Below are 13675 nucleotides of genomic sequence, written 5' to 3'. Positions count from 1 at the left end.
ACAGGTGGTCGACACCACCACCCCCGGCGGTCGGCTGGTGTTCCACGTGTTCGCCGCTGGCGCCGCGGCCGCCCTTGAGATCCGGGACGCCCGATGACCAGCCTCCCTTGATGCCCGCCACCCGCTACTTCCGCTCCAGATCGGACGAGGCTGTTTCCGAACCTGGACCGCTGCGAGTCGCGAATGGATTTGCGCTCGGGGGCCCCTACGGGTGTGTGGCGCGAACGCTGACGGCCGTTGATGCGATCCCGGGAAGGCCGATCGGCGTCTGAGATGTGTGAGCGAATCACGCGAGCGGGACGAACAGGTGCCCGATCCGCTCCCTTCGAGTGGTCACCAGAGTGAGCCTGAGCTGGCCCCTCCTGGCGGATCAAGGTCAGTCGGCCTGCGCCGACGACGCGGTCGGCGTCCCCGGGTCACCTGGCCAAGCCAGCAGGAGCTGGACGCGCTGCCGGTCCAGGAGCGACTCGAACTGCTGGACAAGCAGCGGGGCAGCCGCCACCAGACGCTGAACAGCGTCGGAATCTTGTTCGGCGTCCTGTTCACCGCGGCGAGCCTGATCGCGACCGCGCTGACGTTGCGGGCCGGTCAACAGGAATTGCGTACCTCCCGAGAGGGACAGATCACCAGCCGGTACATCCAGGCCACCCAGCAACTCGGTGCGGCCGAGCGCGATGTGCGGGTCAGTGCCATCTACGCTCTGGAACGCCTCGCGCGCGACTCCGGCCGCGACCGGGGCACCATCAGCGACGTCCTCGCCGCGTTCGTCCGTGAACACGACCCGGCTCTCGCCATCCCCGACACCAAACTTCCCCGCGAGCCAGACACCGATGTCTCGGCTGCCCTGACGGTCATCGGCCGCCTCCATCACCACAGCTTCGCGGTGTACTACCCGGATGAAGTCACCCCACCTGACCTGCACAACATCCGCACCCCGGGCGCTGGACTACGGGACGCGAATCTGCACCGGGCAAATCTGATCGGAGCCAACCTGATCGGTGCGGACCTGATTGGCGCAGAACTGATCGGCGCGAAGCTGACCGGCGCGAAGCTGACCGGCGCAGATCTGAGCGGCGCAATCCTCATTCCCACAAATCAGGGCCGTGGGGACCGCGTGAGCCTGGAACGGGCGAACCTCGCTCGCGCGAAGCTGATCCACACGCACCTGAGCAAAGCAAACCTGCGTGGCGCGGACCTGCGGGGGGCCAACCTGCGCGGTGCAGATCTGCGGTGCACGGATCTGTACGGCGCCAAACTAGACGATGCGGACCTAAGCGGCGCAGACCTACGGGGAACCTACATCCCGTCCGAGGAGAGACGCCGCATCTTGGCGACGGCAGATCCAAAGCCCCAGATCGGAGCGGACACTGGCCTGCCGTGGTGTCCCTTCGGTTGAACCTGTGCGGCCATGCACGTCGAGAAACTCGGCCGGGACGGTCTCAAGCGGGGGTGCTGCGGCGGACATGGAGACTGCCGTCGTACGCGGCTGTCGCGTATGCCGAGATTACGAAGGCACCGGATCGCAGGCCGTCAAGTTGCCGTGCCCCAGGTAACCGTTCAGTCCCAGCTGAGGCGTTGGTGCAGAAGGGCTTGCTGGGCGGGGTTGCTGGTGAGGGCCAGGGCCTGCTGGTCGGCGGCGCGGGCGGCGTCGGGTCGTCCGGTGGCGCGCAGGAGTTCGGCGCGGGTGGCGTGGTAGAGCGGGTAATGCTGGAGGGCCTTGCGGTCGGCGGGCGGGAGCGCGTCCAGGTCGGCCAGGGCGTTGCCGGGCCCACCGCGTCGGCCGGGATGGTGATGCAGGGCGATCGCGCGGTGCAGCCGGTGAACCGGGGAAGGCGCCAGGGCCAGCAGCATGTCGTACAGCACGGCGATCTGCGGCCAGTCGGTGTCGGCCCAGGCGGGGGCTTCGGCATGGCAGGCGACGATGGCGGCCTGCAGCTGGTAGGGGCCGGGGCTGCGGTGGGCGGCGGCGCGTTCGATCAGCCGGGTCGCCTCGGTGATGGCGTCGCGGTCCCACCGCGTGCGGTCCTGGTCGGGCAGCAGGATCAGGCCGCCGGACGGGTCGAAGCGGGCACCGGTACGCGCCTGATGCAAGCGGATGAGGGCGAGCAGGCCGAGGGCCTCGGGTTGTTTGGGCATCAGCCAGGCCAGCTGGGCGGCCAGCCATTCGGCGTCGTCGGCCAGGTCGCGGGCGTACGGGCGGTCGCCGGCGCTGCTCAGGTAACCCTCGTTGAACAGCAGATAGATCACCGCCAGCACCTGCCCGAGCCGGTCCGGCAGATCGTTCCCGGCGGGGATGCGGTACGGGATCCCGGCCTCGGTGATCTTGCGTTTGGCGCGCGTGATGCGCTGGCCCACCGTCGCCTCGGGGACCAGGAACGCGGCGGCGATCTGCGCGGTGGTCAGCCCGCACACGGTGCGCAGCGTCAGCGCGATCTGCGCGGTGCGGGGCAGCGCGGGGTGGCAGCACGTGAAGACGAGTTTCAGCCGGTCGTCGGGCTCGGCCGGAACCGGCCACGTGAGCTGGGCGAGCTTGTCACGGTAGAGCTTCTGGCGGCGCAGGACGTCGACGCCGCGGCGGCGCGCGGTGGTCAGCAGCCAGGCGTCCGGATGATCGGGGATGCCGTCGGCGGGCCAGCGCTGCAGCGCGATCTCGATGGCGTCCTGGACGACGTCCTCGGCGGCCGCGAAGTCGCCCAGCACCCGTACCAGGCACGCCGTCAGCCGGCCCGCGTGCTCACGTACCACGCGGGCCAGCTCGGCGTGCACCTCCTCGTGCCGTGCCGTCACGGTCAGCTGAGCGGCCGGATCTCGACGAGCGGGCAGGCCGGCCAGGTCCGCGCCATGGCCATCGCCTCGTCCAGATCGGCCACCTCGATCTCGGCGTAGCCGGAGACGACCTCCTTGCCCTCCACGAACGGCCCGTCGGTGACGATCGCCTCGCCGCCGGTGAGCCGCATCGTGGTCGCCGTCTCGGCGGGCCGCAGATGCGCATGGTGCGTGATCTGGGCGCCGTGCTCGGCGAACCAGCGGCCGACCGCCTCGAACGCCTCCTGCCGCTCGGCCTCGCTCATCGCCTCCAGTTCACGCGCGAACTCCTCGGTCTCCACGAACAACAGCACATACTTCACGTGCCACTCCTAGGCAGGCCGCTACGCGGGAAGAGGACAATACAGGTCGATGCCGTTGCCGTCCGGGTCGGTCACGGTGGCGTGGCGCATCCCCCAGAAGGCGTCCCACGGCTCCTGAACGCCGGTGTACCCGGCCCCGGTGAGCTCGGCGTACTTGGCGTCCACCTCGGCCGTGGTGCCGAACTGGAAGGACAGGAACGTACGCGAATCGCCCGTCGGACGGCTCCACCCCGCCGTCTGCGCGGAGCCGCGGAACTTCTCGGTGTCCAGCATCACGTGCAGCCCGTTCGGCAGATCACACGCGGCGTGGTCGGGGTAGGCGGGATCGACCTCGAACTTCCACCCCAGCCGGGCATAGAAGTCCATGGCGGCCTTGATATCGGCTACCACGATGTCGATGGCGTTCAGGCTCGGTTTCACGGCCCGCTCCTTCCGCTAGTCGATCGTCTCTCACCCCCCAGACGAACGACCCACCACCCGATCCGACACCCACTCAACACAACTTCCGCCGCGTCGACGCCGCCGTCGGAGATCATCTCGGCCACCGCGGAAATGTCGACGGCATCCACTCGGCGAACGCGCCGGACCCGCTCGGCCTCCGCCAGGGCCTTGTCCGCCAACCGAGACCTTCACCCCGGTGCGGCCGGATTGTCCCGGTCGCGAGGGGCATCGTGCTGCCGCTGGGTGTTCTGCTTGTCGGTGCCGACTATGGGCGCCCCAGCGGGCCGCGCTCCGTACGTTGAACGAGCACGCCGACACCGACGCCGATCACCACGGCTGATCCATGCTCTCCAAGGTCGTTCCGATCCTTCTCACGGGCGTGACCTGGCTGAACGGACCGGGGTACGGTCCGTTCAGCCATTTGTCGTAGGCGATGCGCGTTCGCCTTCGGCTAGGGGGTGTCAGGTCTTGTGCTTGAAAAGGTGTGCGGTCTCGTAACGCTGCGTCTTGTGCCAGCTGTACCTGATCTTGTGGCCGCGAGGCACTGTCACGCCGGCCACGACACGGCCAGCCCGCCAGCCGCTCTTCCAGCCACGGTTGCTTTGGACATAAATCCAGCTGTAGCCCTTGCACGATCCATCCACCCGCCGGGTGCCGGCGGAGGTGTGGTCGCTCACGAAGAACCAGGTGCAGCGGGCGCGGGTCTTGAACTTGGAAGCCCGATGAGCAATCTTGGCGGGCTCGCCGCCCGTTCGTGTGGTGTCGTTCACTGACGAAACCGCCAGTGGCGTGCCGGTCGCCTGACTGTGCGCCTGCGCCGGTGGGGCGGCAAGCAGGCTCGCTCCGCAGGCGACCGCCGCGATTCCCAGGACCGTTGTTCGTGTCGCTGCCATGGCGATGACTCCCCTTCGCTGACTGGCTCGGCGGCCGGATGACCACCGGGGCTTGCGGTTTGCCAGGATTGTCACTCCCGAGCGTCTCCCGAGCGTCTCCGGCGAGCCGGGACCTCCGTTGTGAACGGGTCGCCGCCCGTACCGAGGAGATCGTCACGGCCGTACTCGATGCCGGAAGCGCCCTGGCAGGAGCCGGAAGCGGTACGCAGCGCACTGATGCACGCCGACGCCATGCTCGGGGCAGACGTCGACCTGACCCCGCGCGGTCCAGACCCTGCTGCAGATCCGCGAGCCGACCCCGCGATCTGGGCTCTGCTGCGTTCGCGAAGGCTCGCCGCAGGTCGAGTTGTGGTGTTTCTGTACGGTGTGTCGGGGAGGCCACGGGCTCGTCTTCGAGTTCGTCGAAGGGGGAAGCACCGCGTGGAACTGCGGCAACTGCGGTATTTCAGCGCGGTGGCGCAAGAGGAGCACCTGACCCGGGCGGCAGGTCTCCTGGGCATCAGGGGAACGTCGCTCAGCCAGCAGATCATCGCGCTCGAACGAGAGCTCGGCACCGCGTTGTTCCGTCGAACGCCGGGCGGCATGGTGCTCACCGCTGCGGGACAAGCCCTGCTTCCCCACGCGCGTCGTTCACTCGACGCCGCCCACGCGGGGATCCGCGCTGTGCAGAATGCCCGGAGCGCCGAACGCACCTGGCGCGTCGGCGTGACACCCGGCGCGCCCGCCGCCGTCATCGCCTCGATGCGCGCCCGCGTCCACGAAGTGGACTTGCTCGACCTGCCGGTCAGCCATCAACTGGAGGCACTGTCACGCGGCGACCTGGACGCCGCACTGATCGTGCTGCCTGCCGCCACGAGCGGGCTCAGCAGCCGGATCGTCAGCGATGTGCCGCTGGGCGTGCTGATGTCGTCTGGGCATCCGCTGACCGGGCGTGTCCCACTCGGCTGGAACGACCTGGACGGCCAGGAACTGCTGTGGTTTCACCGGGAGCTGGCCCCGGGCTACCACGACGCGATGCTGGAGGCGTTCCGGTTGGCGGGCTGGCGGCCACGCCGCATCCGTCGCGGTCCGCCACGGCGCGGGTTGTTCGTCGCCGAGCTGACGCACAGCCGTTCTGTGGTGGCGGTACGACCCGAATGGGACGGCGGCGACCGCCTGGCCTGGTCGCCGCTGCCCAGCGCCCCACGCCTGCGTCACGCCCTCGTATGGAGTCCGTCACACCCAGACGCAGGGCGCCTCGGCGACCTGGCCCGTGAGGCCATGGCGGAGACCGATGAGGCCGTACCTCATGGACGCCCGTCGGGCCCCTCCGTTTAGCTGGCCGGCATCCATTCCACGGCCGCGAACGGAGCGATGACCATGGCACTGACACACTGGGGCTTCCTCTACACCGCCCCGGGCTGCGACCCCGACCGGGACGTCTCGATCGTCGAGACCGGCGCCTGCCGTACCGTGCTGATCGGGCTCGACCGGCCCGAACAGGCCCCGGCAGCCGCGAACCGGCTAGTCAGCGAGGGCGTTCAGCTCATCGAGCTGTGCGGCGCCTTCGGCCCCCTCTGGACCGCCCGGGTGATCGAAGAGATCGGCGCTGCCGTACCAGTGGGCTCGGTCGGCTACGGCCCCGAAGCGACCAACGGACTGCACGCCATCTTCTCGTGACCCGTTCCAGAACGGCACCCGTCCCAGTGCGCGCACGGACCCGCGAGATGACCGCACCGGCCACCGTGGAAGATGTACGGCGGCGGTCGCGAACAACGTGGGCCTCGACAACCAGGAAGCGCGACCCATGGCCGAGGCTGAGCTAGCCCGGCGCCGACCTGGATCACTCCTCAGCGGTCAGCCGTCCACGGGAACGGGACCCGGTCAGGTGCGACCCAACCGGTCCTGGCGCGCGGGCTCGCCAGCGTCGCGGGCCGGTAAAAGCGGGTGAGCAGCCTCTTGTCCAGCAGCGCCGGGTGCTGGCCGACGAAGACGTCGAACTCACACGTGTCGGACTCCGCGGTGTGGTGCGCCACCAGTTCGACCCAGGCGCGGCTGACGGTGGCGTTGTACTTCTGGGGCGCGCCGGCGTAGCGAACGGTCTGGCGGATGCCGGCGCTGATCAGGCCGACCGCAGCGGCGGGGCCGTGGCGGCGGACGGCGAGCCACGTCAGGTGGATGTGCTGGCGGTGGCCAAAGCGCTCGCGCCCCGCCATCACCTCACTCATCAGGCGGGCGAAATCCGGGTCGTGGGTGTTCATGAGGACTCCTCCGTCAGCGCTTGCAGAACGGCGTGGAAGCCGGTGACCGCCTCCGGCGGCAGGCCACCGAGCGCGCGGCGTTCGAGGTCGGCCATGGCGCGGCGGACCTCCTCGGCCGCCCGGCGGCCGGACGGGGTCAGCTCAACCAGCGTCGAACGGCGGTCCTCGCTTCGGGTGGACCGGGTGAGGTGGCCCCGGCGTTCGAGCCGGTCCAGCACCCCGGTCAGCGTGGTCGGGCGGACGCCCACGTCGGCGCCGAGCCGCGACACGGTGCGAGCGCGGCCGTCGGCGAGGTTGGCCAGGGCGTTGATCTCGGCGGGTGTCAGGTCAAGGTCGGCCAGCTCGGCGGACAGCCACCGCAGGGTGGCGTGGGTCGCGCGCTGCAGCGCCGGAAGCGCCGACCCGGCGGATGTTCCACTCTCAGTTACCACGGTTTCGGATAATACGCTTTCGTAGTAAATCTGGAAAGGCGCGGGTGCGGGGAGAATCTGAAGCGCAGGCCCAGTGAGCGCTGGGCCGAGCCACAAGCAAGGCGCAGTCAAAGCCCGAGATACGGCGCGTCCTGTCCGAGACGGGCGCAGCCAGGCCAAGGCAACGCACAGTCCGAAGCCACAGGCCCAGCCCAAGACCGAGGCGGAGCACGGCGCCAGGCCGAGGTAGAGCGCAACCCAAGCCCAAGGCACAGGCACAGCCCGAGGCGAAGGCGCGGCGCAAGACCAAGGCGAAACGCGACCCAAGACCGAGGCGGTGGCGGGCCCGAGGTGAAGGCGCGGCACACGGCAGAGGCGCGCAAGGCACGCGGCACACGGCAGAGGCGCGCAAGGCAGAGGCGGCGCCAGGCCGAGGTAGGGCGCAACCCAAGACCGAGGCGAAACGCGGCGCAAAGCCGAGGTGGAGGCGTGGCCCGAGGTGGAGGCGCGGCACACGGCAGAGGCGCGCAAGGCACGCGGCACACGGCAGAGGCGCGCAAGGCAGAGGCGGCGCCAGGCCGAGGTAGGGCGCAACCCAAGACCGAGGCGGAACGCGGCGCAAGGCAAGAGGTGGCGCAAGGCAGAGGCGGAACGCGAGTCCAAGGCACGCAAGGCAGAGGTGGGAGCGCGGCCCGAGGCAGCCACACGGTGCGGCACGAGGCAGAGGTGGAGCGGCCTAAGCGCTGCTGAGGCCGAAGGTGTGGGCTGACGTGGAGGTGGAGCGCGGCCTAAGGTGCTGCCCCGCGAGCTAAAGGCGCGGGCTGCGGTTGAGCGGGGGTGTGCGCTGAGCTTGCGACGAGGCCGTACGTACGACGGTTGTCCTTCGCAACGCAGAGGACGCGGGGACAACTGCCCGGCGCGTCGCGTACGACACGGTGGTTTGCAGCGTTCTCGGCTGAGGGTGAGGGTGAGTGCTTGACGCGCAGCTCCGCTTACGTTCGGCGAGAACGACCTCCGGATTGCCGTGACAAACCCGGGCCGCTGTGCACGTGGTCTCCGAAGAACGGTGACGCGGGCCGGGGACGACCTTCGGGAAACGGGATGCTTCGGTCATCATCTGCGTGTGGCCCACCGACACGAGGTGAATTGAACTAACATCGCGCAAGGTCAGCCCGTCTGACCATCACCAGGGAAGCTTGCCCCCTGGTGATGTCGGGCTGGCCATCGCGGTTACGGAAAGCTGGTCTCCGCTCTTGTGAGACCCCTCCGTACGGGCGCACACCGGCGCCACATAAAAACCGATCTCGCGACACGCCCTCGCGGTCGTGGCATGCCACTCGGTGAACCGCCAGGATGGCCGCATGGTTGCCAGCGCTGAACTAACGCACGGGAAGGGTCCACGTCCCAATCGGCGTCCGCACCGTCTCCTGCAAGGCCGGGTCCAGCCCGGCATCAAGGAGCGGGCCGAGCGGGGCGCCGCTGCTCGGGGCGTCTCGATCACCCGGTACCTGGAACTGCTGATCGAAGCTGACGAACTCGCCGACGCAGCCGGCACCGGTGACATGGAACTGCGGTTGCGCACGGCCTGATGACCCCACCCGACCCCCTGACACGACGACCGCGCACGCCGCGGCGAAGGAGACCGATGAGAACCCCGTAGAAAACCAGAAGGCCCCCGCGCCGCTTGCTTGCCGGCTACCGCGCGAAGGCCTTCCCCGAACATCCCCGACCACCACCTACACCGTCCGGCTCTGCCTCGAGGGGGCAATCCCAGGCCGTGCTGGCCGGTGCTCCGCGGTGTCGGGGCGTCCAATGACGTCCGGAGGCCATCATAGAACACCAACCGCTGGCGAGTCCCGCATGCCCCACTTCGGGTGTGGCGCGCAGAAACTGCGGCAGGAATCTCGCCGATGACCAGACCTATGCGGACCGACCGATCCGCGTGCCCGTCATGCGTGCTGCCGTCGTGGGCAACGAGAGCGCACCGTACGGACATTCGGCTCGTGGTGGTGCCTCTGACGGCTCGTTCCTCAGGGTGTGGACAAGTCGGCGCGCCTTGCCCCATCAAACACACCAGAGGTCTACGATCCCAGCTAGGTCGCTGAGCTCCGTTGGACGGGAGCGAAGTGCCCTGAAAACCAGTGACGGCGGCTCTCCGACCATCGGATTGAGGGCCCGATGGCCAGAGAAACGCCGCCGCTGCTGGCGAGACCGAGCGTTCCTGGCAGTCCGCTCAAGGTCTCGTTGCCCCATCGGTCACTACCACCGAGGAGGCTGTCTTGAGGGTACCTAATGCCGGGACCTCGTTGACGGCAGACACGCCAGTAGAGCTCGCGCGTCCCAAAACGGACGATTGCGCCACGGCGCTGTCCTGTGCCTTTGCTCTGCCTGCACCTGGCGATGTGGCGAACCTTGCATCCCGCCCGGGACAGCCGCGTGTGACTTCTCGCGCTCAAGGCGGCCTGGCCGCCGAGCTCGGGCTCCTGACCTCCAGGAGGTCCGGTCCCTGAAATGACGAAAGCGCCCCAGTGGGGCGCCCTCGGACCCGGATAACTTCACATTGGTCCTGACCTGATTCCCGGTGGCGGCCGGTAACGAATCGGGCTCAGACCTCTTACCAACGTCGGAGCTGACAATAGCAAGTAGTCCGACGGCTGGCCAGTCACGCCATCCCATATTTTGTGATGGCCCAGGTCGGCTCGTCCTCGACGTGCCCGGGATCGTCATTCCCCGGGATCAGCCGTTCACACTCCGTAACGAGGCGGAGCAAGTGTGGCGGGTCATGGCGCCGGTACAGGCGGGAGCTTGGGTTCCGCTAGCCGGCGGCAGAAGACTTCCCAACTGCCGCGCGCGCGCGTGGGCGCCCTTCACCGGCCTTGCCGAAACCACGGCCCCCGCCGCCGCACCGCGCGAGCCTGCACCAAACCGCGACGCCGCCGCCCCGCTCGCCCGGCCCTACGCCTCCCCCAACCCGGCGTGTCGTCCCCTACAGAACGCATCGCACCACAGGCCGCCTCTGCAGGCCACGGCGGACGATGCGTTGCCGCACGGAACGCGTTGCCTCCTCCCGGATACGAGCGACAGTGCCGCCCGCAACGCAGTTGGCCGTCCTCCCCAGAACGCCTCTCCCACCACGTCACGGCACAGCTCGCGAAGTCCTCTGCAGACCACGGCGGCCGATCCCGCACACGACCTAGCGCATCGTTCCCTGCAGAACGCGAGGAACGGTGCCCCACGCAATGCGACGTGCCACCCGGAGCAGAACGGATCGCAAAGCGCGCCAAGGGACGTTTCGCCTCGTTCCTCGCAGAACGCGGCGGACGGTACGTCGCAACACGAGCCGCGTCGCCCCCTGCAGAACGCGAGCGAAGGTGCTTCGCGCAATCCGGCGTGTCGTCCCACGCGCGATGCGCCACGGCGCAGGTCGCTGCGTCCGCTGCAGAACGCGGCGGCCGATCCCGCACACGACGCGGCGTGCCGTCCTTCGCAGGGCGCCTCGCACGATGCGCCACGACACAGCCTTCGTCCTTCGCAGAACGGGTCGCACAGCGCGTCATGGAACGCTTCGGCACGTTCGCTGCAGAACACGGCGGACGGTACGTCGCAAGACGAGCCGCGTCGCACCCCGCAGAACGCGAGCGACGATGCTTGGCGCAACCCGGCGTGTCGTGCTTCGCATGGCGCGGCGCCGGGCGGGGCACCTCGGTGTCTGCCGGAGGCGGGATGCGGCGGGTCGCGCGCTGCGGCGGGTCGTCCTTGGCAGGGCGCCTTGCATGGCGCGGCGCCGGGCGGGACACCTCGGTGTCTGCCGGAGGCGGGATGCGGCGCGTCGCGCGCTGCGGCGGGTCGTTCACTGGAGAACGCGTCGCGGGGTGCGCGGCAGAACGGCTCGCGTCGGTCGACGTTGGATGCGGCGGACGGGGCGTCGCCATACGGGACGCATCGTTGCCTGCAGACTGCGGTGAACGGTGCGTTGCGGGGCTGGGCGCGCCGGTCGGCGTGGTGTCGGCGGTGGAGTGTGGCGCGGCGGGCGTGCGCAGGTGCGTTCGGGTGCCGCAGGGCTGCCGACCACTCCCCCGGCGCTGCGACCCTCTCGTTCTGTTGGGGCAGGCTTGGCCTTTCGGGTGGTTCGGCTAGCCGTTCCATCCCGGTCGCTCCTCCGGCCAGCACAGACAAGGCTTCGTCGTGGCGCCCGCGGTAGCCCCGGCCGCCGGCAAGCCGCGGCTTCCGGCCATCGCGCCCACGGGGAACCAGTGGGCCGATCCGGCGTCGGCGGCCGACGCCGCTGAGACCTGGCGTGTCATTCCTCATCTGCTGGGCGCCGTGCCGAACGGACGCCGCTCCCCCGACGGCGGCGACAACTTCCCGCAGGCTCGGCGGCTGACGGTTCGGCTCGGCGCGGATTTCCCGCTCGAACCGGTCACCGTCTCCATCTACGCCCCGGACGGCACCGGACGGCTGCTGGCAGGCGACTTCGACATCGGCAAGGCCCAGCTGGCCGGCGCCACCGATCCGGCCGCGCTGGTAGCCGCCGAAGCCGCCGACTTCGCCGCGCTCATCGCCAGGTGCGGTGGCCGCGTCGTTCACGACATCTCGCCGTCGCAGGGCCGCCACGTCTACCTCAAGCTGCGCCAGGCGGTCCCGTTCGAGGACCTGCGCCGGGTGGCCGAGGCCCTCGCCGACCGGTACGTCACGTTCGACGCGGGTCCGATGCGGTCACCTAAGGGACAGATTCGTGTGGCGGGCTGTCCCTACAAGCGTGAAGCGCGTCCCGACGGCCAAGGCGGCTACACCCGGACGGGTCCGCTGCTGGGATACATGGCGCTCACCATGCCCCTCGCCGACGCCACCAACGTTCTGCGTCACCCGTGCGGGCCCAAGGTTTGGGATCGGCTTCAGCGCGAGCTGACCGCCGAGCTCACTGTGCGCGAGCCCGCGCTGTCTCTGGCCGCGCCCGGCCCGTGCCACATCGACACCGATGGCCAGCCCTGGCTCCCGCTCCGCGGCGGACGCCGTGCGCTTCCTGAACGCCTCTCCGAGCTCGCCCACACCGGCGCCTGGCAGGCCGCACACCTCCAGCCTCAAACGAAACCGTACGCCTCCCCGTCTGAGGCGCGGTTCGCCGTGTTGCGGTCGCTCGCGTCGGGTGGCTGGCGGCTCACCGAGGTGCTGGCACAGATGCGTCCCGAAGGCACCTGGCCTGGGTTGGAAGCGCTGCTGGGTGCCCGCAGTCCCGCTCAGCGCAGAGCGGTCATCCGGTTGGACTGGGATCGAGCGGTCAGGCAGGCTCTCGCGCACCAGTGTGCCTCCAAGTCGCACACCAGCTCTAACTACACACCCCCCGCGGGCGCCGGCGACTACAAAGAGCGATGGCCGGTTCCCCGCATGATCATGGATACCCCGGTAGCGTCGCCCCGCACCTACGCTGAGTTGCAGATCTGGAGCGGAGCGATTTGGCTTGCGGAGCGGGACCCTATACGCTGTAAGGTTTGGGGTCGGCGGGCTCTATCGACCCGGATGGTGCTGCGTGCCTTGGCACTGGCCTCCCGTCTCACAGGCGCCAGCACCACCGCGTTCGGGGTCAGGTCACTCGCGCTGATGTCGGGACTGTCGTGGCGAACGGTGGCCACGGTGCTCGCCGAACTGCGCAATGAACGCGACCCACTGGTCGACCTGGTCCGCCGAGCTGTCGAACGCGACGCGGACGTCTACCGGCTGAGGGTTCCTGAGTCTTATCGCGATCAGGCGACTCGTTACATCTGGCAGGCCGGCCGCATCGAGACCGGGCATCCGGCGTTCCTGGAGCTGGGGCCGGTCTGCGCTCTGCTGTACGAGTCGCTCAGCGCCCGTCCGGCCCGTCCCGTCGATCTCGAACGCCGCGCCGTACTGTCTGATTCGGCGGTCAGTAAGGCGCTGTCCACGCTGGCTGCGTACGGCCTGGCCGAACGAGGGCCTGACGGCTGGCAGCGAGGCCCGGCGGAGCTCGACGCGGTCGCCCACGAGCTCGGCGCTCACGAACGATTTGCCGAACGCGTCGCCCTCTACCGGCAACACCGTGCCGAATGGCACGCCTTCCTCGGTGTCATGGGTGACCCCGAGGAATGGCCCACCGCGGCCGACGCTCTTGCCGCAGGTCCCTCCGATGACGTACCGGTCGACGTGCCCGATACTCCGGCGGAGCTGCTCGACGCGGCCACACCCCCGGACCCGGTCAGCACCGCTCCCGACCCGTTCGACGAGGTTGTGGCGATGGTGCTGAACGAACTCGGCGGCGAGGTCATCCGCCCTTCCCAGACCGGCCCCTCTCCCCCACGCCCCACCCTGAGAGCAGGCCCCAGCCCCTAAATCACCAGTCAATGAAGCACTCTCAGCGAAAGGAGTCACTACACGACGCCACGTGAACCTTCGCCATACCCAAACACGCGAGGGCGGCGCCGGTTGCGTCCACGGGGGTGGTGTATGAGTTTCCGCTGGTGAAGGGCGTGTCGTCGGGACGTGAGACGGCCACCGCGTGATCCTTCGAATCGACCAAGAACCGAAGGAGAACGAACGCGATGGCCGTG

12 protein-coding genes are annotated in these 13675 nt (G+C 69.3%); 5 read left to right on the top strand and 7 right to left on the bottom strand.

Annotated elements, in window-relative coordinates:
* Positions 1-277: 277 nt before the first annotated feature.
* Positions 278-1396, top strand: a complete 1119-nt coding sequence (locus tag ABD333_RS46745; RefSeq protein ID WP_344549392.1) for a pentapeptide repeat-containing protein — start codon at positions 278-280, stop codon at positions 1394-1396.
* Positions 1397-1557: 161 nt separating this feature from the next.
* Here the strand turns inward: ABD333_RS46745 and ABD333_RS46740 are convergent, their stop codons facing one another.
* From ABD333_RS46740 to ABD333_RS46725, 4 genes are all read right to left on the bottom strand, one after another.
* On the bottom strand, positions 1558-2787 hold the full coding sequence (locus tag ABD333_RS46740; protein ID WP_344549391.1) for an RNA polymerase sigma factor: 1230 nt from the start codon (positions 2785-2787) through the stop codon (positions 1558-1560).
* Between the two features lie 2 nt (positions 2788-2789).
* Complete coding sequence (locus tag ABD333_RS46735) at positions 2790-3128, bottom strand: YciI family protein (RefSeq protein WP_344549390.1); 339 nt, start codon at positions 3126-3128, stop codon at positions 2790-2792.
* A gap of 21 nt (positions 3129-3149) precedes the next feature.
* Positions 3150-3548, bottom strand: a complete 399-nt coding sequence (locus tag ABD333_RS46730) for a VOC family protein (protein WP_344549389.1) — start codon at positions 3546-3548, stop codon at positions 3150-3152.
* 482 nt (positions 3549-4030) lie between these two features.
* Complete coding sequence (locus ABD333_RS46725; RefSeq protein ID WP_344549388.1) at positions 4031-4462, bottom strand: hypothetical protein; 432 nt, start codon at positions 4460-4462, stop codon at positions 4031-4033.
* A gap of 420 nt (positions 4463-4882) precedes the next feature.
* On the opposite strand from ABD333_RS46725, the gene ABD333_RS46720 reads away from it, so the two are divergent.
* Both ABD333_RS46720 and ABD333_RS46715 read left to right on the top strand, forming a co-directional pair.
* Positions 4883-5779, top strand: coding sequence for a LysR family transcriptional regulator (locus ABD333_RS46720; protein ID WP_344549387.1), 897 nt, complete (start codon positions 4883-4885; stop codon positions 5777-5779).
* 42 nt (positions 5780-5821) lie between these two features.
* Positions 5822-6121, top strand: a complete 300-nt coding sequence (locus tag ABD333_RS46715; RefSeq protein ID WP_344549386.1) for a DUF6506 family protein — start codon at positions 5822-5824, stop codon at positions 6119-6121.
* A gap of 170 nt (positions 6122-6291) precedes the next feature.
* Here the strand turns inward: ABD333_RS46715 and ABD333_RS46710 are convergent, their stop codons facing one another.
* Both ABD333_RS46710 and ABD333_RS46705 read right to left on the bottom strand, forming a co-directional pair.
* Complete coding sequence (locus ABD333_RS46710; protein WP_344549385.1) at positions 6292-6702, bottom strand: hypothetical protein; 411 nt, start codon at positions 6700-6702, stop codon at positions 6292-6294.
* Positions 6699-7133 carry a MarR family winged helix-turn-helix transcriptional regulator gene (locus tag ABD333_RS46705; RefSeq protein WP_344549384.1) on the bottom strand — a complete coding sequence of 145 codons (435 nt, stop codon included), beginning with the start codon at positions 7131-7133 and terminating at the stop codon, positions 6699-6701. Before ABD333_RS46705 ends, ABD333_RS46710 begins: the two co-directional genes overlap by 4 nt.
* A 1340-nt stretch (positions 7134-8473) precedes the next feature.
* On the opposite strand from ABD333_RS46705, the gene ABD333_RS46700 reads away from it, so the two are divergent.
* Together ABD333_RS46700 and ABD333_RS46695 are read left to right on the top strand one after the other, a co-directional pair.
* Entirely contained in the window at positions 8474-8701 is a 228-nt protein-coding gene (locus ABD333_RS46700; RefSeq protein WP_344549383.1) for a hypothetical protein, read from the top strand.
* A 2596-nt stretch (positions 8702-11297) separates the two neighbouring features.
* Positions 11298-13457, top strand: coding sequence for a hypothetical protein (locus ABD333_RS46695; protein WP_344549382.1), 2160 nt, complete (start codon positions 11298-11300; stop codon positions 13455-13457).
* A 22-nt stretch (positions 13458-13479) separates the two neighbouring features.
* Here the strand turns inward: ABD333_RS46695 and ABD333_RS46690 are convergent.
* Positions 13480-13675, bottom strand: a 196-nt coding sequence (locus ABD333_RS46690) for a hypothetical protein (RefSeq protein WP_344549381.1), incomplete at its 5' end; no start/stop codon positions are given.

It is taken from the genome of Actinomadura fulvescens, from assembly GCF_039533225.1.
Lineage (GTDB): Bacteria > Actinomycetota > Actinomycetes > Streptosporangiales > Streptosporangiaceae > Spirillospora > Spirillospora fulvescens.
Note: the sequence above shows the minus strand (reverse complement) of the source record. Positions and strands in the feature narration are given on the sequence as shown.